Genomic DNA, 25,643 nt, shown 5'->3' on the forward strand with positions numbered 1-25,643 from the left:
CCAGCGTCGTCGACACGGGCCGCATCGCGGCCCGTGTCTTTTGTGTCCCTGCCGATCAGCGCGTCGGCGGATCCGGCACGTAGTCGCCGGGAAACGCATCCGGCGCGATCGCCACGCGCGGCGGTGGCAGGGTGCGCGGCAGCACGCCGCGTGCGATTAGCCGCGCACGGCTGTCGTAGCGCAACGCGGTCCGTTGCATCGGCACGTCGCTAGCGCGCTGGAAGTCGGTGACGCGCGAGGGCGACCATTCGCGAGCGCCGTGGCCGGTGCCCAGGCGTTGTTGCACGCGTTCGGCGGCGTCGCCCTCGTGTGCATATGCCCGTGCATCGGCCGACGGCGCCGCCGCGAGCGGTGCGGCGGCACTGCGTTGCGGGATGTCCGCAGCCGCTGCCGGCGCAGGCGTTGCGCTTGCGCGCGCTGGCGTCTCGGCTGCACGCTCTGCGTCGCTGTCCGCGTCGCGCACGACACCATCGGGCCATGCGCGCGCTTCGTCGAACACCGCCATGCCGATCACGCCGACGTTGCGCGGGCGTCCGGTGCGTGCCGCATAGCTGTCCTCCAGGTCGGTGAACACGAACTGCGCCACGTCCTCGGACGATTTGCGCCAACCGGCGATCTCGGTTTGTTGCCACGGCGCCAGCACATAGCCGCGCTGGTCGCTGGCCGCGGTCTGGCCACTCACCGCATTGACCCCGTCCACCGACAGCACCACCAGCACCCGCGCGCCGGTCAGGTTGGTCAGGCGTAGCGCGTAGCGGTGGCCGGGCGTGGCGGCGATCCAGCGCTCGCCGCGCCAGGCATGCGCGGGCAGCGGATCGTCGCCGGCATCGCGATCGATCACCTGCAACTGCACCGCCGGCGCCGAGGCCGGTGGCGACGGCCATGGACGGAAGCCGCACAGCCCGCCGATGCACACCACGGCGAAGGTTAGGACGGCGAGGGAACGGCGGGGCAGGGACGGAGCAAGAGCATGCATCGCGGCGACTCCAGGACGGGGACGCCGGATTGAACGCCCCATGCGCCGGAACGGGGTTGGCGCGCAGCGGGTAAACTCGCCGGGTTTCCCCCTGACCGTCCATTTCGCATGACCACCCGCGTTCTCACCGGCATCACCACCTCCGGCACGCCGCACCTGGGCAACTACGTCGGCGCCATCCGTCCCGCGCTGCAGGCCAGCCGGCGTCCCGGCATCGAGAGTTTCTTCTTCCTGGCCGACCTGCACAGCCTGATCAAGGCGCAGGACCCGGCGCGGACCCAGCGCTCGACCCTGGAGATCGCGGCGACCTGGCTGGCCGCGGGACTGGATCCGGCGCAGGTGTGGTTCTACCGCCAGTCGGACGTGCCGGAGACCAACGAGCTGACCTGGTTCCTGACCTGCGTCGCCGGCAAGGGCATCCTCAACCGCGCGCACGCCTACAAGGCGGCGGTGGACAAGAACCGCGCCGACGGCGAGGACGACGATGCCGGCGTCACCGCAGGATTGTTCATGTATCCGGTGCTGATGGCCGCCGATATCCTGCTGTTCAAGGCGCAACAGGTGCCTGTGGGCCGCGATCAGATCCAGCACATCGAGATGGCGCGCGATTTCGCGCAGCGCTTCAACCACGTCTACGGCCGCGAGCACTTCGTGCTGCCCGACGCGCTGATCGACGAGCAGGTGGCGACGCTGCCCGGGCTGGACGGGCGCAAGATGAGCAAGAGCTACGACAACACCATTCCGCTGTTCGCCCCGCGCGAGGAGCTGAAGAAGCGGGTGTTCGCCATCGTCACCGATTCGCGCGCACCCGGCGAGCCGAAGGACACCGAGGGCTCGGCGCTGTTCCAGTTGTACCAGGCCTTCGCCAGCGCCGAGGAGACCGCCGCGTTCGCGCAGGCGTTCGCCGCCGGCATCGGCTGGGGCGAGGCCAAGCAGCAGCTGTTCGAGCGCATCGATGCCGAGATCGCACCGATGCGCGTGCGCTACGAGGCGCTGATGGCGCGCCCGCAGGATATCGAGGCGATCCTGCGCGACAACGCGCAGCGCCTGCGCGAGCGCTATGCGATCCCGTTCCTGGCCGAGCTGCGGCACGCGGTGGGCCTGCGCGACCTGTCGGCGCAGGCCGGCAATGGCGCCGCAACGGCGACGGCCAAGCAGGCGCTGCCGAGCTTCAAGCAGTACCGCGAGGCCGATGGCCAGTTCTACTTCAAGCTGCTCGATGGCGAGGGCGTGCTGCTGTTGCAGAGCGGCGGTTTCGCCTCGCCGCGCGATGCCGGGCAGACCATCGCCGCGCTCAAGCAGGCCGCGCAGGCGGATACGCTGCAGGCCGCGCCGGTGACGCTGGAGGCGCCGGCCGAGACGGTGCTGGCGGCGCTGGCGCGGTTGCGCGAGGCGGGCTGAGCGCTCGCACGGCGGTCCGTCTTAGAAGCGGCACTAGCCTTGTCGAAGGACTGCACTGTGGGAGGGACTTCAGTCCCGACGACGGAGGGTGTCGGGCGGTGTTCGGCTTCGCTTGTCGTGGCTGCATGACAGTCGTCTCCTACAGACAAACGACGCGTTCCATCGCGACATCCGCAGCGCGTGTGTTTGCCGGCCGCATGCAGTCGGGACTGAAGTCCCTCCCACACTGGGCGCCGGCGGTCGTCAGGGCGGTTCTGTCGTCCATTCTCCGTCCGGCCCTTGCCGGCAGCACTGGCAGCGTCCTCCATACCGCCTAGAATGGAGCCTCGCCCGCCACGCCTTTGCGCCATGCCACGCGATCCCAGCATCCATCTCGTCGATACCGGCTTCCAGCGCGCGCAGTTCGATGCCGCCTACCTGATCGTGGAGAACGGGCGCGGCGCCTTCGTCGACTGCGGCACCAGCCATGCCGTGCCGGTGCTGCTGGAGGCGCTGGCGCACGCGGGTCTGGCGCCGGGCGAGGTGGACTGGTTGATCCTCACCCACGTGCATCTGGATCATGCCGGTGGCGCCGGTGCGCTGCTGCAGCACCTGCCGAACGCGCGCCTGCTGGTGCATCCGCGCGGCGCGCCGCACATGATCGATCCGGCGCGGCTGATTGCTGGCGCCACCGCGGTGTATGGCGAGGCGGAGATGGCGCGCAGCTACGGCAGCATCGTGCCGGTGCCGGCAGAACGCGTGGTCGTGGCCGAGGACGGCCATCGCCTGTCGCTGGCCGGGCGCGAGCTGCTGTGCATCGACACCCCTGGGCACGCGCGCCATCACCTGTGCGTGTGGGACGCGCGCAGCCGCAGCTGGTTCAGTGGCGACACCTTCGGGCTGTCCTACCGCGAACTGGACAGCGCGCGTGGCGCATTCGCGATCCCCACCTCGTCGCCGGTGCAGTTCGAGCCGGAGGCCATGCAGGCCTCGATCCAGCGCATGCTCGGCTACGCGCCGCAGACGCTGTATCTCACCCATTACGGTCCGGTGGAGGGGGCCGAGGCGCTGGCGGCGGAACTGCTGGAACAGTTGGAGGCGATGGTGGCGATCGCGCGTGGCTGCGACGGCCGTTCCGACCGGCATCGTTGCCTGGTCGCCGCACTGACCGCGCTGTATCTGGAGCGGGCGCGACTGCATGGCTGCCCGTTGGACGATGCCGGCGTGGAGCGCGTGCTGCACATGGACATCGAGCTCAATGCGCAGGGGCTGGCCTGCTGGCTGGAGCGTCCCGCGCGCTGAACGACGCCTCGCGTCGCTCACGCGAACGCCTCGCAGCGCTGTCTCGGCGCGACGCCATTCTCTACACTGTGCGGCCCGCTTGTTGCCAGGTCGTGACCGTGAACCCGATGCGCATGTTGCTGCTGTCCGCTTCCCTGTTCATGGGAGGTGCGGCACAGGCGGCCAACGATGCGCTGGCCGGCGATGCCGCAAGCGATGCCGATGCGCTGGAGCGGCATGCGTTGCCGGCGGCCTGCGATTCTTCGGAGGGCTGCGGTCCGGCGCTGCCGGGCTGAGCAATCGGCAGGAAGACCATGCCGGATCTGCGGCACGACGTGCCGCCACCCCAAGTCGGTTGCGCAAGGATTGGCGCCTGTTGGCGATGACCGGTACGCACGGTTGCGATGGTGTCGCGGCACAAAGGCATTGCCGAGCGCGCTGAAAGGTCATTACCCGTAGATACCGTCTTACCCCCTAGCAGGCAAGTCCCCTTTTCGGATCGAACGCCGTACCCGATTTGAGAACCCCGTAGGCCAGGTGCAGGAGCTTGCGCATGGCGGCGCACACGATCTGCTTGCCGGCTTTGCCGCGTTCGCTCAGCCGCTGTTTCAGCGTCCGGATGATCGGGTTGTGGGTCATGGCCACCAGGGCCGGCATGAACAGGCCCGCACGCAGGCGGGGCGAGCCGGTGCGCGAGATGCAGACGTGGCCTTTGCGGTCGCCCGACTGCTGCAGGCACGGATTCAGGCCCGCGAAGGCGGTCACCGCCGCGGCATCGGCGAAGCGCCTCACATCGCCAAGCTCGGCCAGCATCAAGGCCGCGCTGGTGTCGGCAATCCCCTGGATGCTCACCAGCAGCTCGCGCTGCCCACGCAAGGTCGGATCCTGGTCGATGTGGTCATCGATGGCCTGCTCGATCTGGGCGATGTGGTGTTGCAGATCGGCCAAATGGACCTGGATCGAGTCCTTCACCTGGGCCGGAGCGACGTCCAGCCGGTTGCGCTCCATCTGCAGCATCTGTTGCAGATCCTGGCGCCGGCGCACCAGCGCTTTGAGCTGCTTGAGCGCCGGCGGATCAGGGTGCCAACGGCGTAACTGCTCGCGGTGACGCAGGGCATAACTGGCGATCAGCTTGGCATCGCTGCGATCGGTCTTGACCCGGCTGAGCTGGCTGCGTGCGTACGCGGCCGTCTGCGCAGGGTTGAGCACGCACACCTGATAGCCTCGTGCGTGGAGGAACTCGGCCAGCGCCTGGTGATAGGTGCCGGTGGCCTCCATGGCGATCCAGCTATCGGGCTGCGCATGCGTCTGCAGCCATGCCTGCAGGGCCTGGAAGCCCTTGGCATCGTTGGACAACTTGGCCTTGGTACGGTGCTTGCCATTGGTCAGATCGATGGCCGCATCGAAACTGCGTTTGGCGACGTCGATGCCGATGACGGGAGACATACGCGATTCCTCCATCGTGTCAGGGTCATGATCGGCGCTGGGCCCGGTCCTGCCTTGTCGATGCGAGTTCACGCCCGGGAGCGGACTCTGGATACCGTTCGGACACACAAGGGCCAGCATGTGGAGGGCGGAGCCGATCTACGATGCAAGCTCGAAGCTTTAGGAGCGACTGGGCCTCCCACACCTCCTCCGATGATCAGTCGGAAGACATGACGCCTGTTTAGGGGCGACATGTCCAGATACAAGGAGCGGCTTCAGCCGCGACGGGCATTGCCGGTAAGGCCTGTCGCGGCTGAAGCCGCTCCTACGGGGGACGACCGGTGTCGCGCGAGTCGTGACGAGAAGTGCCGCTGACCGGCCAGACTTAGGTAGTTACTGCAGGGCGGCCACTGCTCAGGCAGTGGTATCGATCAGCCCGCCGACGATGCCCTGGTTGAGCAGATCGCCGGTCACCGTGCTGCTGAGGTCGGGGTTGGACTGCAGCAGCGACGACAGCTGCGGCGTCAGGCCCTGGCTGCTGAAGACGCCAGAGGCGTTGTACAGGCCGGGGGTCGACGGCGGCGCGGTGATGGTGCCGAGCAGGCCCTGGTCGTAGGTCTGCGTGGCCTGGTCGAGCGTGGGATACGGCGAGGTGGCCGTCGAGGTCGACGTGCCGGTGCCGGTCGTCGACGTCGAAGGATCGGTGCTGGAACCGGAGGTGCCGCTGGTCGAGGCCGCATCGGTGGGGCCGGCGCTGACGATGCTGTTGAACAGCCCGGCGGCGTTGTAGGTCAGGCCCGTGTCCGCCGCGGTGCTCGCGGCAAGTCCGCCGAGGCTGAGGATCACTGAGGCGTCGCCGGACAACTCCACGGCCTGTTGCACCGCCGCCGGATCGTTGCTGGACACGATGGGGTTGCCGGCCTGGGCCGAATCGCCCGAGGTGCCCGTTGCAGAGAAGCCATAGGGCGAGGTGCCATACGGATTGACGGTGCCGAGCGGCGACAGTGCAGTAGCGATGGCCATGGCGGTGCTCGGCGAGCGGGTGTGTACGCGTATAGATACGCCCGTGCGGCTGAACCGTCTCTTAGGTATTTCGCGGCGCGGTGGAGCGCGGCAGCAGGCGCGGACTGCGCTGTCATGGACGTCCTTTCATCGGTGACGACATCAGGACCAGAACTGCTTTGCGCAGCACATTCGCTACGCGAGGCCGATCCCGTTTCCCCGGCTGCAGCGCGGCGCGGCACGGCTGCGCACAGGAGCGGCCCCCGAAGCGACTCGGCATGCCCATGCTGGCCTGCAACACCGGCTTGGTAGTGCTGGTGGAGCGCAAGCGCCGCTCCTGGTCGCGCCGATGCCACAGTGGATGCGCGTTCGGCACCCGGCGCGGACACCGCGCCAGCCGCGGTGAATCGCGACCTCGTCGCGCCGACGCGACCTGCAGTAGCCGGGCGCTCTCAGCGCGAGGCGCGGCGCGGCGCGGATTTGCAGGGGTACCGTTTTGCCAGGGCCTGCACGACCAGGTCGCTGGCGCGTTCGTCCAGGCGGGCGTCGGGCAGCGCGACGAGATCGGCGACGAGTGCCTGGACATTCGGTGGGCCGGACTGGCCGGCCGGTCGGCACCATCGCGCGCCCTCGCTGCCGGCCGCGATGCCGAGCATGTACGCGGCCGCCGTGCGCGAGGACACCATGACCCGCAGTTCCTGCGGTTGCTGCGGACCCAGGTCGGCGGCCAGTGAGCCGTCCAGCGGGGCTTCCAGCAACTGATGCCCGTTCAAGTCCCAGGGTCCGGCAGGCGGGCGTGCCGCGCTGTTGCTGCTGAGCGCGGCCAGCAAGGGCAGCGCGAGCCAGGTGCGGTGTGATGTCATCCACGACTCCTTTCTCGACGAGTGGTCCGCATGCCGCGGCGGCGCGACATGCGCGGGTGAAGCGGCTTGCGCGCGGAGCAGGTGCTCTAGAATAGCGCCCCCGCTGTCTCTGGCGCCGTCCGATGCCGTCCGCTCCTGTCGCTGCCGCGCCTGCGCGCGGCGGCTTCGTCGTTCTCGCCCTGTTCCTGGTCTACGTCGTCTGGGGCTCGACCTATCTGGCGATCCGCTTCGCCCTGGAAGGCGGCGCGCCGCCGCTGAGCGTGGTCTCCGGCACCCGCTTCGTGATCGCCGGCAGCGTGCTGTACGCGGTGCTGCGCTGGCGCGGCGTGGCCGCGCCCACGCGCGCGCAGTGGCGGCCGCTGGCCATGCTGGGTGCGCTGATGCTGGTCTGCGGCAATGGCTTGGTGGTGCTGGCCGAGCGTCAGGTGTCCTCGGGGCTGGCGGCGGTGGCGGTGGCCTCGGTGCCGCTGTGGATGGCGCTGTTCGGCACGCTGCGCGGCCATCACGCCAGCCGCGGCGAATGGCTGGGGATCGTGGTCGGCTTCGCCGGCGTGGTGTGGCTCAACGCCGGCAGCAGCCTCAATGCCAGCCCGTTGGGCCTGGTGCTGCTGTTGATCGCGCCGGTCGGCTGGGCGTTCGGCTCGGTGTGGTCGCGCGGGCGCGACCTGCCGATGCCGTTCATGGCCGCCGCCGGGCAGATGCTGTGCGGCGGGGGGATGCTGGTGGCGATCGGCCTGCTCAGCGGCGAGCGCCTGCACACCCTGCCGAGCGCGCAGGGCATGCTGGCGGTGGCCTACCTGTGCGTGTTTGGCTCGATCGTCGCCTTCACCGCCTACGTATGGCTGCTGCAGAACGTGCGTCCGGCGCTGGCCGGCAGCTATGCCTACGTCAATCCGGTGATCGCGGTGGCGCTGGGCAGTTGGCTCGGCAGCGAACGCTTCAGCGCCAGCGACTTTGGTGCGATGGCGGTGATCCTGGCCGGCGTGGTGGTGATCACCGTGGCGAGGACCCGGCGATGACCGCGGCCGCCGAGCAGGAGGCCCGGCGCGGCCTGTGGATCACCGCGGCGACCTTCGCGCTGTGGGGCGTGGTGCCGGTGTACTGGCACCTGCTGCAGGCGGTGCCGTCGCCGCACATCATCGCCCACCGCATCGTCTGGAGCACGCTGCTGGTGGTGGCCTGGCTGGTGTACAGCGCGCGCCTGCAGTGGTGGCGGCGCATCGCCGCGCAGCCGCGCGCGCTGGCCACGCTGGCGCTGAGCAGCGTGGCGATCGCCTTCAACTGGGGCCTGTACATCTGGGCGGTCAATGCCGGCCACGTGATCGAGACCAGCCTCGGCTACTTCATCAATCCGCTGGTCAACGTGCTGCTCGGCGTGCTGGTGCTGCGCGAGCGGCTGCGTCCGCTGCAATGGCTGGCGGTGGCCTGCGCCGCGCTCGGCGTGGCCTGGCTGACCGTCGACGCCGGCACGCTGCCGTGGATCGCGCTGGGCCTGGCCGGCTCGTTCGGGCTGTACGGCCTGTTGCGCAAGCTGGTGCAGGTGGATGCGGTGGCCGGGCTGGGCGTGGAAAGCCTGTACCTGTTCCTGCCGGCGCTGGGGTTCGTGCTGTGGGGCGAGGCCGGCCACGGTGGCGGCTTCGTCGGCGGCTGGGGCTGGCGCAACGACCTGCTGCTGGCGTTCGGCGGCGTGGTGACCGCGGTGCCGCTGATCGGCTTCGCCTACGGCGTGCGGCGCATCCCGCTGTCGCTGGTGGGGTTGCTGCAATACATCGCGCCAAGCCTGCAGCTGCTGCTGGGCGTGTGGTTCTTCCGCGAGCCGTTCGACGCGGGCAAGGCGATCGGCTTTGCCGCCATTTGGATCGGGTTGTTGCTGTTCGCCGGTGAGAGTCTGTGGCGGAGAGCGGGGATTAGGGATTAGGGATTAGGGATTCGTAAGAGCAGAAGCAGCGCAGCCCGCTGTTACGAATCCCCAATCCCGAATCCCGAATCCCCGGGCTCAGCCGCGGCTACCGCTTGCCGCCGGCTCACCCGTCAGCTGCAGCTCGGGATCCGCGCGTGGCGGCAGCGGCTGCGGGCAGCGGCCGCCGTGGCTCGGCGACTGCAGGTCGGCGAACCAGTCCTCCACGGTCGGCGCCAGCAGGTCCAGCCGCATCGGCAGGCTCAGGTGGTTCTCGCCGGGCATCTCCAGGTAGTGCGCGCGCGGGGCGTCCAGCGCCAGCAGGCGGCCGTGCGCCACCGGGATGTGCTGGTCGGCGCTGCCGTGCAGCAGCAGCACGCAGGCCGGTGCGGCGCGCGCGGCGGCGGTGACGTCGACCTGGTCCAGGTTCAGCGCCAGGCGCTGGTTGGCGTTGGCGATGACCGCGTCCAGGTTCTGCCCGCCGTAGCGCCAGCGCGCCAGGTCCATCGCCGCGCTGGCCATCCAGCCGCGCGGGCGGCTGGCGAGCATGTGCGGGATCATGTCGCGGATGCCGCGGCCGGCGTTGGCGAAAGATTCCATCGCGACCACGCCGTCGACCTGGTCGCCGAGCTTCTGCGCGGCGAACAGGGCGGTGGCCGCGCCGTAGGACACGCCGAACAGGTACACCGGGCCCTGCACCTCGCCGCTGGCGCGCAGGGCGCGGATCACCGCGACCACGTCGTCGGACTCGCGGGTGCCGTAGCCGGCCGGGCCGCCGCCGGAGCGGCCGTGGTTGCGCAGGTCGATGCTGATGCTGCGGTAGCCGGCCTGGGCCAGGTCCAGCGACCACGGCAACAGTGAATCGCCGTCCATCATCCAGCCGTGCAGCAGCACCACGGTGCCGCGCGGGGCCATGTGCGTGGCCGGCGCCGGGGTGCCCACGTCCATGGCGAAGTCGGCATGCTCGTGGCCGCTGGCGTCGCGGCCGGCGTGCTCGTAGCGGTAGCGCATGTGGTAGTCGCCCGGGTCGATGGCACGCCAGAAGATCGGGATGCCGCCGGGCACCACCACGTGGCCGCTGCGGTTGGGCAGGGTCGCCAGCAGGCTCTGGATGCGCTCCTCGTCCATCAGCGGCGACACGCCGCCCGGCGCGACCAGGCGGTCGCTCAGCGAGGTGGAGGAGCAGGCGCTCAGCCACAGGCTGGCGCAGAGGACGAGCAGCAGGCGCAGGCGCGAGGACATGGACGTGGCGGCGTGGAACCAAATGGCCGCGCAGGCTAGCGCCTCGGCGGCCGCCGTTCTACCGCGTTTCGATGACGAAACGATGACGCGTCAGCGGCCATTGGGCCGGGCCGGGACAGGGGGCCCGGCCCGGCGCGTTCAGCCCTGGCGCTACAGTGCGCGCAGGGCGGTGGTGATCGGCAGGCGTGCGGCGCGCAGCGCCGGGAACAGGCCGCCGACCAGGCCGATGCCCAGCGCCCACTTCAGCCCGGTCCACAGCAGCGGCGGCGAGACCTTGAACTGGAACACCACCTGGCTGAAGTTGCTGCCCAGGGTGGAGACGCTGTAGCCGTTGAAGATCGCCCAGGCGATCAGCCCGCCCAGCACCCCGCCGAGCAGCGCCAGCAGCATGGTCTCCAGCATCACCGCCACCACCACCGGCAGCCCGCGGAAGCCCAGCGCACGCATGGTGGCGATCTCGCGGGCGCGGGTGGCGACCGCGGCGTACATGGTGTTGAGCGCGCCGAACACCGCGCCGATCGCCATGATGGTGCCGATGAAGGTGCCCAGCACCTCCAGCACCTTGCTGAGGTTGCCGCCCTGCTTGCGGTAGTACTCGCGGGTGGTGAACACGTCCAGCTTCAGCCGCGGGTCGGCGTCCATCGCCGCCTTGAACTGGCGGAAGCCGTCCTGGCCCTGGGTGCGCACGCTGATCGACTGGTAGGCGCTGCGGTTGTAGGTGGTGGCCAGGGTCTGGGTGTCGGTCCACAGCTCCGAATCGTGCGCATCGCCGCTGGCGAACACACCGACCACGGTCCAGGCCTGGTTGCCCAGGGTCAGGGTCTGACCGAGCTGCAGGCCGCGGAACTGCGACTGCGCGCCCTTGCCGACCACGATCTCGCGCAGGCCCGGCTTGAAGCGACGGCCCTGCAGGAGCTTGACCTTGTCGTGCACCGCCCAGCCCTGCTCGCCGACGCCGCGGAACTGCGCGTTGACGTCGCTGCCGTCGGACTTGGACTGCAGGTTCACCACCTGCGACAGTTCCGGCGAGACCAGCGGGCGGTTGTCGGCGCCGCGCGCCACGCCGGCCAGGCTGGCGATCAGCGGCACCTGGTCGCGGGTGATGACCGAGTTGGTCTCGGCCTGCGAGCCGCCGCGCAGGACGATGGCGGTGGTGTCGTCGCCGGTGCTGTCCAGGGTCGCCTGGAAGCCCTGGCCCATCGCCAGCATCGCCACCAGCACGCCGACCACACCGGCGATGCCGACCACGATCACCGAACTGGCGCCCCAGCGCTGCGGCAGGCTGGCGATGCCGATGCGCGCGGCGGCGAGCGACAGCCGGCCACTGCGGGTGACCAGCAGCAGCACGGCGAGCACCGCCACCAGCGCCAGCACCAGGAACCAGGGCAGGGCGATCCAGATTCCCAGGCCGAGCGCCAGCGCCGCGATCGCCAGGACATTCCATAACCATTGCATCTTCATTGCGTTGTTCCTCGGGTCTGCGTCGCCGTCCGTGGCATCGCTGTGCTGGAGAGAGGGGGCGGGCTCAGCGCCCGGCCAGGGCTTCGACGATCTTCAGCCGCTGCGCACGCAGCGCCGGCAGCAGGCCGACCACCACGCCGATGACCAGCATCAGCGCCGCGCCGATCAGCCAGGTCTGCGCCGGCACCGCGTGCACCGGCAGGGCGCCGCGGCTGGCGCTGGCCAGCACCGGGATCGCCGCCGCCGCCAGCGCCATGCCGAGCAGGCCGCCGAGCACGATCAGCAATACCGACTCCACGATCACCAGGGTCAGCACCGTGCGGTCCTGGAAGCCCAGGGTCTTGAGCGTGGCCAGCTCCGGGATGCGTTCGCGCACCGCCTGCGCCATGGTGTTGCCGGTCAGCAGCACCAGGGTGAAGAACACCGCGCCCATGATCGAGGTGACGATCAGGCCGATGTCGGCGAACTGCTTGACGAAGGCCTGCTGGAACGCCGACTCGGTCTGCGACTTGGTCTCGTGGTCGGAGTTGGCCGACAGCGCATCGATCGCCTGCGCCACGCGCGAGGCGTGTTCGGGGTTGTCCAGCCGCACCGTGTACCAGCTGACCTTGCCCTTGATGTAGTCGTTGCTCTCGTCGAAGTACTTCCAGTTCATCATCAACTGGTTCTCGGCCTGCACGTTGGCGCGGTCCTTGGCCTTGAAGATCGCCTTCAGCTCCAGCGGCCAGTCGTTGCTGCCGCCGCGCGGGAAGATGGTGGCCTGCAGCGGGATCACGTCGCCGACCTTCCAGCCGTTCTTCTTCGCCAGCGCTTCGCCCACCGCCGCACCGGTACGGGTGTCGCGGAAGGCCTTGAGCTGCTCCGGCGGCACCACGTACTCGCTGTACACGTCGAAGAAGTTCGGCGCGACCGAGAAGTTGGGGAAGAAGTCCTTGGGATCCTTGTAGATGCCGCCGAACCACATCGCATAGGTCACGTCGCGCACGCCCGGCACGCTGCGGATCTGCGACTCCAGGCGCACCGGCAGCGACTGGGTGATCGACAGCCGCGAGGCCACCACCAGGCGGTTGACCCCTTCCACCGAGCCGCCGGCGGTGAACGCCACACGCACCGAGTCGAGCAGGCCGAACAGCAGGAAGGCGACGATCACCGAGAACAGGGTCAGCAGCGTCCGCGTCTTGCTGCGAAACAGTTGCGCCCAGATCAACGAGAAATACTTCATGGCATCGCCTCGCTCAGTGCGCGGCCGGCGCGTCGGCCAGCTCGCCCTTGTCCAGGTGCACGGTGTGGGTGGCGTACTCGGCGGCCTTGGGATCGTGGGTGACCATGACGATGGTCTTGCCGTGGCTGCGATTGAGTTCCTGCAACAGGCCCAGCACGTCCTCGGCCGAGCGCCGGTCGAGGTCGCCGGTGGGTTCGTCGCAGATCAGGAAGGTGGGGTCGGAGACGATGGCGCGGGCGATGGCCACGCGCTGCTGCTGGCCGCCGGACAGTTCGCTGGGCTTGTGGTTGCGTCGCTCGGCCAGGCCGACCAGGGTCAGCGCGATCTCGGCATTGCGCTTGCGCTGGGCGGCGCCGAGCGAGGTCAGCAGCAGCGGCAGTTCGACGTTCTTCTGCGCGGTGAGCATCGGCATCAGGTTGTAGAACTGGAACACGAAGCCGACGTGGTGGCTGCGCCAGGTGGCGAGTTGGCCGCCGCTCATGCGGTCGATGCGCTGGCCTTCGATCTCGATCTCGCCGCCGCTGGGCGAATCCAGCCCGCCGATCAGGTTGAGCAGGGTGGTCTTGCCGGAGCCGGACGGGCCCATCAGGGCGACGAAGTCGCCGCGGGCGATATCCAGGTCGATGCCGTGCAGGACCTGGACTTTCTCGGGGCCGCGCTGGTAGGTCTTGGTGACGTTGCGCAGGGTGACGAGGGTGGACATGGTGGTGTTCCTGGCGGTGGACGAGATGGAGGCGATGCGGTCGCCAATGGCGGCGATGTAATTACCGTTGCTTTTGCTTTTGATTTTTCTGTTGCTGTTGCTGTTGCTGTTGCTGTTGCAAGTGCAGTTGCAGTGGTTGTTGCTTTTGCTGTTGCTTCTGCCGTTGCCGTTGCCGTTGTTCTTGCTTTTGACTTGCCGGGTTCCCTTCCGAAGCGGCGGCCAGCGCGGGGAAAAACCCCGAAGGGGCGGCGTACATGGATGTACGCCGTCCGCGGCAGGGGCAGGATGCCCCTTCCGCGGATCCCCGGGCTGGACGCGGACCCGGAGCGCGTTAGCGCGGAGGGCGCGTAGGCAGGGTGTGCTTTCTTTTGGTTACTTTTCTTTGCACAAGCAAAGAAAAGTAACTCGCCGCAAGGCGAAAGCTTTTGCTCTTGCATTTGCTGCTACTGCGGCGGCCGCTGGATTGTAGGAGCGGCTTACGCCGCGACATGCATGACCGATTACGCTGGTCGCGGCTGAAGCCGCTCCTACGGTTCTTCTTGTCCGACACGAAAGCTTGAAGCAACAGCAAAGGCTTTCGCCCTTGCGGGCGAGTTACTTTTCTTTGCTCGCGCAAAGAAAAGGTAACCAAAAGAAAGCGCGCCCTGCCTTGCGCCCTCCGCGCTACGCGCTCCGGGTCCGCGGATGCACCGGGGATTCGCGGAAGGGGCATCCTGCCCCTGCCGCGAACGGCGCACATCCATGTGCGCCGCCCTTCGGGTGTTTCCCCGGTCCATCCGCCGCTGCGGAAGGGAACCCTGTAGAGCAAAAGCAACCGCAACAGCGGTAAAGCAACAGCAGAAGCAACAGCAACTGCAACAACTGGAGCTTGATCGATTCGGCTGCGGCAAGCGCCGCTGAAACTGACTACATCGGACAGCTTCGACGTCGAGGCGCTGGTGCAGTGCGCAGTGCGCGCTGGTGCGTTGCGCTACTGCGCAGCGGCCTCCGCCGTCTTCACCTGCATACCCGCATGCAAGGCCTCCGGCGGATCCAGCACCACCGTGTCGCCCGCGGCCAGGCCGGACAGCACCTGGCGGTCGTCGCCCAGGGCGATGCCGGTCTTCAGCGCGCGCTGCTCGACCGTGTTGTCGTCCTTGACCGCGAACGCCACGTCCTGGCCGGCGCGCTTGACGATCGCCGCGCCCGGCACCCGCACGCCCTGCGGCGTGTGCTGCGCCTGCGGCTGCGGTGCCTCCAGGAAGCTGACCCGCACGCCCATCTCCGGCACGATCCGCGCGTCCTTCTGCTTCAGTGCCACGCGCACCTTCACCGTCGCCTTGCCGCGGTCGGCGGAGGGAATGATCGCGATCACCTCGGCCGGGATCTTCCAGTCCGGATACGCGTTGAGCGTGGCCTCCACCGGCATGCCCGGCTTGACCCGGCCGATGTAGGACTCGCCCACCTCGACCTCGATCTCCAGCGAATCCATGTCGACGATGGTGCCGATGCCGGTGCGGGTGAAGCCGCCGCCGGCCGACAGCGGCGAGACGATCTCGCCCGGCTGCGCCGCCTTGGCGGTGACCACGCCGGAGAACGGCGCACGCACGATGGTGTTGTCGACGTTGAGATCGGAGATCGACAGCTGGTTGCCGGCCACCGCCACGTTGCGCTGCGCGTTCTGCAACTGCGCGCGCAGGGCGTCGCGTTGCGCCACCGCCTGCTCGTACTGCGACCGCGAGACCAGTTGCTGGCCGGCCAGGGTCTGCAGCCGCTGCGCGTCGGCATCGGCCTGGCGCACCTGCGCCTGCATGTTGGCGACCAGGCTGCGTGCCGCGTCCAGTTGCGAGGCCGACAGCACCCGCTGCGCATTGGCGTCGATCGGATCCAGCGTCGCCATCACCTGGCCTGCCTCCACGCGCATGCCTTCCTCGATGCGCACCTCGCGGACCTTGCCGGTGATCTTGGCCGACACCGTGGCCATGCGCCGCGCCACCACGTAGCCACTGGCGTCCAGCACCGAGGCGCTGCTGCTGCCGGGCGCGATCGCCACCACCGCCGCGGTACGCACCTCCAGCGGCTTGCTGCGGCCGAACAGCCACCAGCCGCCGGCGCCCAGGGCGAGCAGCACCAGCAGCAGCACCAACGCGATCCACAGCCCGCGTCGCGACGGCGGCTCGCTCGGCGGCGCCTTGCGGTCGATACGGAGTTCCTTGAGCAGGTCGGAGGAAGTACTCATCGTGTCCTTGAACGAAACGGTCGGCGCGCTGCAGTGTGCGAGCCACCGGCCGCCGTGGGCATGGCCGGAAGTCACTTTCTGCGGTGCGCTGCAACGGGAAGAAACGCCGCCCCTCGGCGTGGATCGCAGCATGCGGCAATCGTGCCGGGGCTGCCAGTGACAGATGTCATTCGATGCAGTTGACGCGCCGCACTGGGCGGCATCCCCGCCACGGCGCAGCCTAGGCACTCCCTGCCACCACTGGAGTTGTCCATGCCTGACCATGATGCGTTGCCGCTGGCGCAGCTCAGCGGTGTCCAGAAGCGCTATGGGGCGCTGGTCGCGCTCGACGGCGTCGACCTGCAGTTGCACCGTGGCCAGTTGCTGGCGTTGCTGGGCGCCAACGGTGCCGGCAAGAGCACCGCGGTGGGCCTGCTGCTCGGGCTGCAGACGCCCGACGCCGGCAGCGTGCGCCTGTGCGGGCAGGATCCGCGGGCGCTGGCCGCACGCCGCCAGGCCGGTGCGATGCTGCAGACCGCCGGGCTGCCGGAGACGCTGCGTGTGGGCGAACTGCTGCTGCAGGCGCGTGGCTACTACCCGCAGCCGCGCAGCGTCGCCGACTGCGTGGCGCTGGCCGGGTTGGACGGGTTGATGGCACGCCGCTACGGCCAACTGTCCGGCGGCCAGCAGCGCCGCGTGCAATTCGCGATGGCGATCTGCGGGCGGCCGCGGGTGCTGTTCCTGGACGAGCCCAGCACCGGCCTGGACATCGAGGCGCGGCAGGGCCTGTGGCGGGCGATCCGCCAGCTGGTCGCCGACGGCTGCGCGGTGCTGCTGACCACGCACTATCTGGAAGAGGCCGAGGCGCTGGCCGACCGGGTGGCGGTGCTGCAGCGCGGCACGCTGATCGCCGAGGGCAGCGTCGCCGAACTGCGTGCGCGCTTCGAACAATGCACCGTCCGCTGCCGCAGCGCGCTGCCGGCGGCGCAGGTCGCGCTGTGGCCGCAGGTGCGCCACGCCGAGAGCCGCGACGGTGTGCTGGAGGTGGTCGCCGAGCCGGCCGAGCCGGTGGTGGCGCGGCTGCTCGCCAGCGATCCGGCGCTGACGGCGCTGGAAGTACGCCGCGCCGGCCTGGCCGACGCCTTTCTCGCCATCACCCGTGCGGAGGCCGCATGAACCCGATCGATCTTTCCGTTGTCCCGCCGGCGGCCGCCTGGTCGTTGCGCGACCAGGGCGCGCTGTTGTTGCGCGAGATCCGCTACGAGGTGCTGCGCTGGCTGCGCACGCCGTCGTTCGCCTTGCCGACGCTGCTGTTCCCGCCGCTGTTCTACCTGCTGTTCGGCGTGCTGCTCAATCACGGGCGCCACGACGCGGCGGTGTACCTGATGGCCAGCTACAGCGTGTTCGGGGTGATGGCGCCGGCGCTGTTCGGGTTCGGCGTCGGCCTGGCCCAGGACCGCGAGCGCGGCCTGCTGGCGCTGAAGCGGGCGATGCCGGTGCCGCCGATGGCGCTGCTGCTGGCGCGCACAGTGCTGGCGATGGCGTTCGCGCTGGCGATCGGGGTACTGCTGCAGGCGCTGGCCGCCGTGCTCGGCGGGGTGATGTTGACGCCGATGCAGCGGATCGGGTTGCTGCTGGTCGACGTGCTCGGCACGCTGCCGTTCTGCGCGATCGGGCTGGCGCTGGGCGCCTATGCCGGCGGCAGCGGTGCGCCGGCGCTGGTCAACCTGATCTACCTGCCGATGGCGTTCCTGTCCGGGCTGTGGATCCCGCTGCAGCTGCTGCCGGCGTGGCTGATCACGCTGGCGCCGCTGTGGCCGTCCTATCACCTGGGCCAGTTGGCGCTGCGCGTGGTCGGCCAGGCCGATGGCCGCAGCAGTGTCGGCCATGTCGCCGCGCTGCTGGCGGTGACGGTGGTGTTCTACGCACTGGCGCAGCGGCGCCTGCGTCGCGGCTGATGGCGCGCCATCCCGATCCCGGCGCCGTCGCGCGGTTCCGCGTGCCGGCGCCTTCGCTAAGCTATGCGCCGCGGCGGCCGTGCCGCCCTGGGAGCCCGACGTGATCGCCTTGCTGCACGCCTCGCCCGACTCGCTGATCGCCCGCCGCATCGGCTGGAGCTCGGCCAAGTCCAGCACCCACTGGTTCGTGTGGCTGTCGCTGGTGTGGTCGATCTGGCTGTTCGTCACTCCGCTGTACGAGCCGTACTACTTCCGCAACTGGTTCCCGCCGACGCTGGCCAGCTACCTGGTGTTTCTGGCCCTGTACTACGTGGCCTATTACCTCCACCGGCGCTACCTGCCCTGGTGCGTGGCGGGCATGGCGGCGCTGGCGTTCGTGCTGTTGCCGTACAACCCCGGCGCGCAGTGCTACATCATCTATGCCTGCGCCTTCCTGGCGTTCTGCCTGTCGCCGGTGCGGGCGGTGGCGGCGATGCTGCTGGTGCTGGCCCTGTTCGCGCTGGCCTGGACGCTGCGCGGCTGGTCGCCGCTGTACATGGTCAGCGCAGTGGTGGTCGGCCTGTCGGTAGGGCTGATGAACATCAGCTTCGAGCGCCGTGCGCGCGGCGAGGCGCAACTGCGCCTGAGCCACGAGGAAGTGCGGCGCCTGGCGGCGGTGGCCGAGCGCGAGCGCATCGGCCGCGACCTGCACGACCTGCTCGGCCATACCCTGTCGCTGGTGGCGCTGAAGTCGGACCTGGCCACGCGCCTGCTCGCCCACGACGCCGCCGCGGCGCAGCGCGAGATGGAGGAAGTGGGCCAGGTCGCGCGCGAGGCGCTGGGCCAGGTGCGGCGCGCGGTCAGCGGTATCCGCGCCGCGCAGCTGGCCGCGGAGATCGCCGCCGCCAAGCTGCTGCTGGAATCGTCGGGGGTGAGCTTCCGCTATCAGGTCGAGGCCTTGCCGCCATGCCCGCAGCTGGAGACGGTGTTCGCGCTGGTACTGCGCGAGGCCGCTACCAATATCCAGCGCCATGCCCGTGCCAGCCACGCGCAGTTGCGGCTGTGGTGCGAGCGCGGCCAGGCCCTGCTGGAACTGCGCGACGACGGCCGCGGCGGCGCGCTGCAGCCTGGCACCGGGCTGAGCAGCATGCGCGAGCGGCTGGAGGCGGTAGGCGGCAGCCTGCGCATCGCCTCCGAGCGCGGCCTGGGCACCTGCCTGGTCGCCGCCGCGCCGTTGCCCCGGATCGAGGCGACCGTGGTGCCGGAACCCGCAGCGGCACCGCGGGTGCCCGCGCCGGCGGACCAGGACGCCGCGCTGGGCTGAGCGCCGGCCCGGCCCGGGCACTACAATGGGCCGACAAGGACCGGGGGGTGCCGTGATTCGTTTAGTGCTGGCGGAGGACCAGGCGATGGTGCGCGGTGCGCTGGGCGCACTGCTGGGCCTGGAAGCGGATCTGGACGTGGTCGCCAGCGCGGCCGACGGCGAGGCCGCGTGGCGCGCGCTGCAGGCGCATTCCCCCGACCTGCTGGTCACCGATATCGAGATGCCCGGCCTCAGCGGGCTGGAACTGGCCCAGCGCATCCAGCGGCAGCAACTGCCGGTGCGCGTCATCATCGTCACCACCTTCGCCCGTCCCGGCTTCCTGCGGCGCGCGCTGGATGCCGGGGTCGGCGGCTACCTGCTCAAGGACGCACCGCCACAGCGGCTGATCGACGCGATCCGCCAGGTGCACCGCGGCGGCCGCGCGATCGATCCGGAACTGGCACTGGAAGCGTGGTCCGAAGCCGACCCGCTCAACGACCGCGAGCGCCAGGTGCTGCGCCTGGCCGGCGAGGGCGCCTCGGCCGGCGACATCGCCACGCAGTTGGGGCTGTCGTCGGGCACGGTGCGCAACTATCTGTCCGAGGCGATCGGCAAGCTCGGGGTCGGCAACCGCATCGAGGCGGCGCGGTTGGCCCGGCAGAAGGGCTGGCTGTGACGCGCCGCGCCAGGTGGCCTGAAATTTGCATGGCTCCCTGCGCTTGACTGCGCAGCGCAGTTGGTGGCGCGCGCGGCCTTCCTCCCTTCCCCTCGTCGACGCCATGCCCTCCACCACGATCAACCGCTATGGCGTGCCGCTGGCCCTGCTGCTGCTGTTGGGCATCAGCGGCGGCGTGCTGGTGGGCAGCGAGCGCTTCCTCGACGATGCTGCCGAGGTGCAACGCAGCCACCAGGTGATTGCCGGCATCAACGGCCTGCAGCTCAACCTTGCCGACTGCGATGCATCCCTGCGCGGCTTCCTGCTGCTGGGCAGCCGCGAGCATCTGGCCGACTTCCGCGGCTGCCAGCAGACGCTGCCGGCGCGGCTGGAGCAGCTGGCCGCACTGGTACGGCACGACCCCGCCCAGCAGCAGCGCCTGCGCCTGGTGCAGGCGCAGGTGCAGACGCGCATGCGCGACAGCGCGCGGGCCGTGGCCCGTTTCGAGCGCGGCGGCGGCCCGGGCATGCTCAGGCCGGACCCGGAACGCGCGCGCCAGGGCCGCGTGCTGTCGCAGGCGATCCGGCGCAACACCGACAGCATGGTGCGCAGCGAGCGCGCGGCGCTGGCGAGCAGCGCCCGCTCCACCGCCGCCAACGCCGACCTGCTGCGCCGGCTGGCGGTGGTCGGCATTCCCGCCGTCTGTGCGATGACGCTGTGCCTGTACCTGCTGCTGCGCCGCGAGATCGGCCGGCGCAGCCAGGCCGAGTTGCGTGGCCACCATGCCAATGCGCTGCTGGTGGGCACCGTGCAGCAGATGCAGCGCACCGAACAGGATCTGCGCACGCTCAACCGCTGCAGCCGCGGGCTGCAGAGTTGCGTGCAGCAGGACGAGGCGGTGGAGGTCGCGCGGCAGGCGCTGGAACGCCTGCTCGGCGACGCCGGCTGCAGCGTGTACTGCACCGATGCGGCAGGCGAGCAGGCCGTCTGCGTGGCGCATTGGGGCGAAGAGGCGCTGTGCATGCCGGCGCTGTCGCTGAGCGGCTGCGAAGGCCTGCGCAGCCGCGCCACCCAGATCCAGCGGCCTGGCGCGGCGCCGGCCTGCGTCCACGCCGCCGGCGCGGCGCGGCATGGCACCTGCGTGCCGATGGTGGTGCAGGGCGAGCCGCTGGGGCTGATCCATCTGTCCAGCCGCGATCCGACCCTGCTCGAGCGCCTGCCGCTGGTCGAGGTGGTGGCCGAACAGCTGGCGATGGCGCTGCACAACCTGCAGTTGCGCCAGCGCCTGCGCACGCAGTCGATCCGCGATCCGTTGACTGGGCTATACAACCGCCGCTACCTGGAAGAATCGCTGGTGCGCGAACTGGCGCGCTGCGAGCGGCGCGAGCAGCCGCTGGCGCTGATGATGCTGGACCTGGACCACTTCAAGGCGCTCAACGACCGCCTCGGCCACGCCGGCGGCGATGCCTTGCTGGCGGCGTTCGGCCAGTTGCTGGCCGGGCTGGTGCGGCCGGAGGACATCGCCTGCCGCTACGGCGGCGAGGAGTTCACGGTGATCCTGCCCGGCGCCGCCGCCGACGTGGCGCAGCGCCGCGCCGAGCAGATCCGCGCCGCGGTGGCGGCGCTGCAGGTGCAGCACCAGGGCCAGGCGCTGCCGCCGGTGACCGTGTCGATCGGCGTGGCCGCCTATCCGGACCACGGCCGCAGCACCGAAGAACTGCTGCGCTGCGCCGATGCGGCGCTGTACCGCGGCAAGCGCGGCGGCCGTAACCGCGTCGCCGCCGCTGACGACGTGCCGCTGCGCATCGTCGAGGCCTGAGGCGCCTGTCTCCCTCCCAGGCATGCCGCATCGCGGCATGCGCGCGGTGTGGACTGCCGGTTCAGAACGACCAACTGAAGCTCAGCGTGCCGTTGCGCGGTTCGCCCCAGGCGCCGTAACCGTAGATCTGCGCGTAGTAGCGCTTGTCCAGCAGGTTGTTGAGATTGAGCTGCACCGAGAATGCCGGCGACAGGCGGTAGCGCGCGAAGGCGCTGACCAGCGCGTAGCCGCTCTGCGCGAAGCGGCCGTAGGTGGCATCGACGTAGTAGATGCGGTTCTGCCAATTGACGCCGCCGCCGAAGGTCAGTTCGCTCAGGCTGCGTGGCGTGTAGCTGCTGTAGAGCTTGAGCGTGGTCTGCGGCAGCTGGCTGTTGATGTCGGCGCCGGCGACGTCCTTGGCGACGTAGCGCGAGGCGCCGAAGGTGGCGTTCCAGCCCGGCGCCAGCTCGCCGTTGAGTTCGAGTTCGAAACCGCGGCTGACCGTGCCCTGCGCGGCGACGTAGGCGGTCTCGGTGGTGCCCTGCACGAATCCGGTGGTGGCCTGGGCGACGTTGTCCTGGTCGATGCGGAACACCGACAGCGCGGCGTTGAGGCGGTCGTCGAACCAGGCGCCCTTGATGCCGGCCTCGTAGCTCTTGCCGATCACCGGGTCCAGGTAGGCACCGCTGGCGGTGCGCGCGGTCTGCGGCTGGAAGATGTCGGTGTAGCTGGCGTAGACCGACCAGACGTCGCCGAGCGTGTACACCAGGCCGGCATAGGGCGTGGTCTTCTCCTGGTGCAGCACGTAGCCCACCCCGCTCTCGCTGCCGTCCACCTTCCAGTCGGTGTAGCGCGCGCCCACGATCAGCTTCAGCGGATCGGCCAGCGACAGCCGTGCCGCCGCATAGCCGGCCTTCTGGGTGACGGTGCCGCGGCTGAACTCGCTGATCGGCGACCACGCCGGCTCCGGATAGGCGCCGGTCCAGCCGAGATAGCTGGGCAGCGGCCCGGGGAAGTCGAAGGCACCGGTGTTCACGTAGCGGCGGCGGTTGTAGCTGACGCCGGCCATCAGTTCGTGTTCGCGCCCGCCGAGTTGGAAGGGGCCTTCGGCGTAGGCGTCCAGGCCGTCGACCTTGCGCCCGGTGATGTAGTAACCCGAGTACGGCACCACGCCGGCGCCGGTCTGCCGGTCGAAGCCATAGATCGTGTAGTACGGGTAGAACAGCTTGTCGGTGACGTCGGTCTGGTCGTGGGTGGCGTTGAGCCTGAGCTGCCAACCGTTGCCGAAGGCATGCTGCAGGGTGGCGAAGGCGCGCTTGCTGGTGGTGTCCCAGAACGTCCAGTCCGCGGCCGGGTTGAACCAGCGCGGATAGTCGGTACGGCTGCCGTCGGCGTACCACAGCGGGAAACCGCCCCAGGTGACGCCGTCGGATTGCTTGTTCTGGTAGTCGTAGCCCACGCTCAGTTGCGTGTCAGGCGTCAGGTCGGCATCGATCACCGCATAGCCCAGCGACTTGCGCTGGCTGTAGCGCTGCACGTACGAATCGGTGTCCAGGTAGCTGCCGATCACCCGGGCGCGCACCGTGCCGCTGGCATTGAGCGGGGTGGTGACGTCGACCGTGGAACGGGTGCGGCCCCAGCTGCCGGCGCTGACCGTGACGCTGCCGGTCAGTTCGGCGCTGTCGGCGTGCTTGCGGATCAGGTTGACCGAGGCCGAAGGATTGCCGGCGCCGGTGAGCAGGCCGGTGGCGCCGCGCACCACTTCCACGCGGTCGTACAGGGCCAGATCCAGCGCCGAATCGCCGTAGCTCCAGTTCTGCACCATCGTGGTGGGGATGCCGTCGAACTGGTAGTTGTCGATGTAGAAGCCGCGCGCGTAGAACTCGAAGCGCTCGCTGTCCGAGCGCGTGCTGGACACGCCGGTGGTGTTCTCCAGCACGTCGATGATGTCGTCCAGGCCCTGATCCTCGATGCGCTGGTGGCTGATGATGCTCACCGACTGCGGGATCTCCCGCGGCGCCAGCTCGAAGCGGGTGCCGGCGCTGGTCTTGCGCACGCTGTAGCCCTCGGCGCGCTCGCCCTTGACGCTGATCTTGTCGAGGGTGGTGACATCGCGCTCGGCATCGTCCGCGCCGTCGGCGGCGGACGCGGCCGGTGTCGCGGCGAACGCCGGCGCGGCGGCCAGCAGGCAGGCCACGGTCAGCGCCGAACGGCGCGGAAAACGGCGGGTGGGGGCAACACGGGACATCGCGGACTCCAAGGCAGCAGGCATGGCCATCGTCGGCGCGGATGTAGCGCCGGACGACGATCGAGGGTGAGCTGGCTTGGCGCGCGGACTCGCAGGCCGGCGTGGCGGGCTGCGGAACAACGGCACTGGCTGGCGCGGCCGCGGCGCCGGATTCCCAGGGGAACGACCGGTGCGCGGGAAGAACAGGGGCGGACGAGCGCGCCCGTCCGCCGACAAGTGTAACGGCGGCCCGCGGCTGGGGCCATGTCGCGGTTGACACAAACGCGTCGCGTCGCCCGGGGGTCATGCCGCACCGCACGGGCCGATCGACGTGCGCGTGAGGGCACTAGCGTGCGCCGCGCGGGACGCACGCGCTGCGCCTCGCGTGTCGTGTCGTGGGTGGACTACGCCTGGTCGCGCGGCGCTGCAGGCGCCGCCGCGCCGCGCGCCATGCTCGAGAACACGCCATCGCGGCGCACCCAGGCATGGAACAGCGCCGCGCACAGATGCATCAGCACCGTGGCGAACAGCAGGTAGGCCAGCCAACCGTGCGCGCTGCGCAGCCAGGCGTACAGCGCCGGGCTGTGCGGGGCGATCGGCGGCAACTGCACGCCCGGCCACAGCACGATCGGGTAGCCGCCGGCCGAGAGCATCGACCAGCCCAGCAGCGGCATCGCCAGCATCAGCGCGTACAGCAGCCAGTGCGAGGCATGCGCGGCGGCCTTTTGCCAGCGCGGCAGGTCGGCCGGCAGCGGCGGCGGCCGGTGCAGCAGGCGGTTGCCCAGGCGCACCAGCACCAGCAGCAAGATGGCGATGCCGAGCGGGCGGTGCAGGTTCAGCAGCCAGGGCCGCTGCGACACCGAGGCGACCATGCCCACGCCGACGAACAGCATGGTCAGGATCATCGCCGCCATCAGCCAGTGCAATACGCGCGCGAGCAGGTTGAAGTGCGCGGAGCGATCGTCGCGGTTCATTGCGTACCTCCGTGCGGGCGGCCGGTGGCGTCCGGTGCCTGGCCGTTGGCGATCTCGCGCTCGCGGCGGTTGAAGGACTGCGAATACACCGCCGAGCGCGCGGCCAGGATCGGATCGTCGGAGCCGGCGATGCCGTGCGGCAGGATCAGCGGATCGTAGTTGAGGTCGCGGCACGGCCCGGTGGCCTGCGGCTCGGCATGGTCCAGCACCAGGGTGCCGGCGACCACCTGCTGGCGATCCTGCGGCCACGGCTGCGACGGGTCGTCGACCGGGTCGCCGGGCGCGGCCACGGTCAGCACCAGGTCCCAACGCAGCGGGCCGCGCGCCAGCCGCGCCTGCAGGTCTTCGCTCAGGAAGTCGGCATCGGCCTTGGCGCGTTGCTCGGCCGACAGCGGCGCGAACGGGGTCTGCGGGCGCATCGACCAGCGCACCGCGTGCGTGCTGCCGTCGGCGGCGGTGAAGCGGAACGCGTTGACGCCGTTGTACTGGGTGTTGGCCCAGCTGTCCGACCACGGCGCGGTCTTGGCCCACTCCTGGAACTTCTTCGCCTCCGGGTAGCGCTGCAGGAACGCCGCCATCTTCGCCGGGTCCGGCTTGCCGGTGGCCGGGTCCGGGCGCGCGGCCAGGGTCTGCGCCATGAAGCCCTCGGGGCTGGCGACCACGAAGAACGGGAAGCTGTTCATCGCCGTGCGCCATTCCTGGCCGTCGTCGCTGCGCAACTGCAGCGCCATGCTGCGCACGCGGGCGGCCCCGTCGGCGCCATGCGGGTCGCCGCCGCCGATCGACAGGCGACCGAGCACCGGCACCGAGGCCTGCGCGAAGACGCGCGCCGAGGACAGCGCGCTGCCCTGGCCGTTGCCTTCGAAATGCCCGCTGACGCACACGCCCTTGCTGTGCGCACGGCGGAAGCCCGGATGCGGCGGGCCGCCGGCTTCGATGGCGTCGGTCATGCGCTGCGCGGTCAGCCGTTGCGTGCCGCCCAGCCAGCCCGCGCTCCAGGCGAAGGCGGCGGCGAGCACGGCGGCGATCGCGGCGATGCCGGCCAGCGCCAGCCAGGGCCGCCGGCGCGGCGGCGTGGGATCGGGACGGGACATGGGGCG

At 70.1% G+C, this 25,643-nt stretch carries 22 protein-coding genes and 1 pseudogene; 10 read left to right on the top strand and 13 right to left on the bottom strand.

Annotated elements, in window-relative coordinates; all coding sequences use genetic code 11:
* Positions 1–55: 55 nt before the first annotated feature.
* The gene (locus RAB71_RS01890) at positions 56–976 is read right to left on the bottom strand and encodes a hypothetical protein (protein ID WP_050946534.1); all 921 of its coding nucleotides are present in this window, start codon (positions 974–976) and stop codon (positions 56–58) included.
* A gap of 108 nt (positions 977–1,084) precedes the next feature.
* Here RAB71_RS01890 and RAB71_RS01895 point away from each other — a divergent pair, with 108 nt between their 5' ends.
* The 3 genes and pseudogenes from RAB71_RS01895 to RAB71_RS01905 form a co-directional block, all read left to right on the top strand.
* Positions 1,085–2,377, top strand: a complete 1,293-nt coding sequence (locus tag RAB71_RS01895) for a tryptophan--tRNA ligase (RefSeq protein ID WP_010341027.1) — start codon at positions 1,085–1,087, stop codon at positions 2,375–2,377.
* A 348-nt stretch (positions 2,378–2,725) separates the two neighbouring features.
* Positions 2,726–3,658 (top strand): MBL fold metallo-hydrolase, encoded by a 933-nt coding sequence (locus RAB71_RS01900; RefSeq protein WP_010341029.1) that lies wholly within the window; start codon positions 2,726–2,728, stop codon positions 3,656–3,658.
* 107 nt (positions 3,659–3,765) lie between these two features.
* A pseudogene (locus RAB71_RS01905) lies at positions 3,766–3,876 on the top strand (peptidase); the annotation flags it as partial.
* A 235-nt stretch (positions 3,877–4,111) separates the two neighbouring features.
* On the opposite strand, the gene RAB71_RS01910 reads toward RAB71_RS01905, so the two are convergent.
* The 3 genes from RAB71_RS01910 to RAB71_RS01920 all read right to left on the bottom strand — a co-directional run bounded on the left by RAB71_RS01910 (position 4,112) and on the right by RAB71_RS01920 (position 6,927).
* A complete protein-coding gene (locus tag RAB71_RS01910) occupies positions 4,112–5,083 on the bottom strand; it encodes an IS110 family transposase (RefSeq protein WP_353940057.1) in 972 nt (323 codons plus the stop codon).
* 393 nt (positions 5,084–5,476) lie between these two features.
* Complete coding sequence (locus tag RAB71_RS01915; RefSeq protein ID WP_029561682.1) at positions 5,477–6,085, bottom strand: hypothetical protein; 609 nt, start codon at positions 6,083–6,085, stop codon at positions 5,477–5,479.
* Positions 6,086–6,516: 431 nt separating this feature from the next.
* Positions 6,517–6,927, bottom strand: a complete 411-nt coding sequence (locus RAB71_RS01920; RefSeq protein WP_010340087.1) for a Rap1a/Tai family immunity protein — start codon at positions 6,925–6,927, stop codon at positions 6,517–6,519.
* Positions 6,928–7,049: 122 nt separating this feature from the next.
* On the opposite strand from RAB71_RS01920, the gene yedA reads away from it, so the two are divergent.
* Both yedA and rarD read left to right on the top strand, forming a co-directional pair.
* Positions 7,050–7,946 (top strand): drug/metabolite exporter YedA, encoded by an 897-nt coding sequence (yedA, locus tag RAB71_RS01925; RefSeq protein WP_010340088.1) that lies wholly within the window; start codon positions 7,050–7,052, stop codon positions 7,944–7,946.
* Entirely contained in the window at positions 7,943–8,845 is a 903-nt protein-coding gene (gene rarD, locus RAB71_RS01930) for an EamA family transporter RarD (protein ID WP_010340089.1), read from the top strand. Before yedA ends, rarD begins: the two co-directional genes overlap by 4 nt.
* A gap of 78 nt (positions 8,846–8,923) precedes the next feature.
* On the opposite strand, the gene RAB71_RS01935 is transcribed toward rarD, so the two are convergent.
* The 6 genes from RAB71_RS01935 to RAB71_RS01960 all read right to left on the bottom strand — a co-directional run bounded on the left by RAB71_RS01935 (position 8,924) and on the right by RAB71_RS01960 (position 15,670).
* Positions 8,924–10,066: an alpha/beta fold hydrolase gene (locus RAB71_RS01935; RefSeq protein ID WP_010340090.1), complete on the bottom strand. Its 1,143-nt coding sequence runs from the start codon at positions 10,064–10,066 to the stop codon at positions 8,924–8,926.
* A gap of 150 nt (positions 10,067–10,216) precedes the next feature.
* Entirely contained in the window at positions 10,217–11,527 is a 1,311-nt protein-coding gene (locus RAB71_RS01940; RefSeq protein WP_010340091.1) for an ABC transporter permease, read from the bottom strand.
* A gap of 64 nt (positions 11,528–11,591) precedes the next feature.
* The gene (locus RAB71_RS01945; RefSeq protein ID WP_010340092.1) at positions 11,592–12,749 is read right to left on the bottom strand and encodes an ABC transporter permease; all 1,158 of its coding nucleotides are present in this window, start codon (positions 12,747–12,749) and stop codon (positions 11,592–11,594) included.
* Positions 12,750–12,762: 13 nt separating this feature from the next.
* Positions 12,763–13,452, bottom strand: coding sequence for an ABC transporter ATP-binding protein (locus tag RAB71_RS01950; RefSeq protein WP_010340093.1), 690 nt, complete (start codon positions 13,450–13,452; stop codon positions 12,763–12,765).
* Positions 13,453–13,513: 61 nt separating this feature from the next.
* Positions 13,514–13,708 (bottom strand): hypothetical protein, encoded by a 195-nt coding sequence (locus tag RAB71_RS01955; protein WP_156148510.1) that lies wholly within the window; start codon positions 13,706–13,708, stop codon positions 13,514–13,516.
* Positions 13,709–14,422: 714 nt separating this feature from the next.
* Complete coding sequence (locus tag RAB71_RS01960; protein ID WP_010341370.1) at positions 14,423–15,670, bottom strand: efflux RND transporter periplasmic adaptor subunit; 1,248 nt, start codon at positions 15,668–15,670, stop codon at positions 14,423–14,425.
* Positions 15,671–15,922: 252 nt separating this feature from the next.
* Here RAB71_RS01960 and RAB71_RS01965 point away from each other — a divergent pair, with 252 nt between their 5' ends.
* The 5 genes from RAB71_RS01965 to RAB71_RS01985 all read left to right on the top strand — a co-directional run bounded on the left by RAB71_RS01965 (position 15,923) and on the right by RAB71_RS01985 (position 21,363).
* On the top strand, positions 15,923–16,825 hold the full coding sequence (locus RAB71_RS01965; RefSeq protein WP_010341371.1) for an ABC transporter ATP-binding protein: 903 nt from the start codon (positions 15,923–15,925) through the stop codon (positions 16,823–16,825).
* On the top strand, positions 16,822–17,607 hold the full coding sequence (locus RAB71_RS01970; protein WP_010341372.1) for an ABC transporter permease: 786 nt from the start codon (positions 16,822–16,824) through the stop codon (positions 17,605–17,607). Before RAB71_RS01965 ends, RAB71_RS01970 begins: the two co-directional genes overlap by 4 nt.
* A 100-nt stretch (positions 17,608–17,707) precedes the next feature.
* Positions 17,708–18,910: a sensor histidine kinase gene (locus tag RAB71_RS01975; RefSeq protein ID WP_010341373.1), complete on the top strand. Its 1,203-nt coding sequence runs from the start codon at positions 17,708–17,710 to the stop codon at positions 18,908–18,910.
* 52 nt (positions 18,911–18,962) lie between these two features.
* Positions 18,963–19,565: a response regulator transcription factor gene (locus tag RAB71_RS01980; RefSeq protein ID WP_010341374.1), complete on the top strand. Its 603-nt coding sequence runs from the start codon at positions 18,963–18,965 to the stop codon at positions 19,563–19,565.
* Between the two features lie 103 nt (positions 19,566–19,668).
* On the top strand, positions 19,669–21,363 hold the full coding sequence (locus RAB71_RS01985) for a diguanylate cyclase (RefSeq protein WP_010341375.1): 1,695 nt from the start codon (positions 19,669–19,671) through the stop codon (positions 21,361–21,363).
* A 61-nt stretch (positions 21,364–21,424) separates the two neighbouring features.
* On the opposite strand, the gene fhuE is transcribed toward RAB71_RS01985, so the two are convergent.
* The 3 genes from fhuE to RAB71_RS02000 form a co-directional block, all read right to left on the bottom strand.
* Positions 21,425–23,590 carry a ferric-rhodotorulic acid/ferric-coprogen receptor FhuE gene (gene fhuE, locus RAB71_RS01990; RefSeq protein ID WP_010341376.1) on the bottom strand — a complete coding sequence of 722 codons (2,166 nt, stop codon included), beginning with the start codon at positions 23,588–23,590 and terminating at the stop codon, positions 21,425–21,427.
* 383 nt (positions 23,591–23,973) lie between these two features.
* Positions 23,974–24,543: a cytochrome b gene (locus tag RAB71_RS01995; protein ID WP_010341377.1), complete on the bottom strand. Its 570-nt coding sequence runs from the start codon at positions 24,541–24,543 to the stop codon at positions 23,974–23,976.
* Positions 24,540–25,637: a catalase family peroxidase gene (locus tag RAB71_RS02000; protein WP_010341378.1), complete on the bottom strand. Its 1,098-nt coding sequence runs from the start codon at positions 25,635–25,637 to the stop codon at positions 24,540–24,542. Before RAB71_RS02000 ends, RAB71_RS01995 begins: the two co-directional genes overlap by 4 nt.
* Positions 25,638–25,643 lie beyond the last annotated feature (6 nt).

Source organism: Xanthomonas sacchari, assembly GCF_040529065.1.
GTDB classification, from domain to species: domain Bacteria; phylum Pseudomonadota; class Gammaproteobacteria; order Xanthomonadales; family Xanthomonadaceae; genus Xanthomonas_A; species Xanthomonas_A sacchari.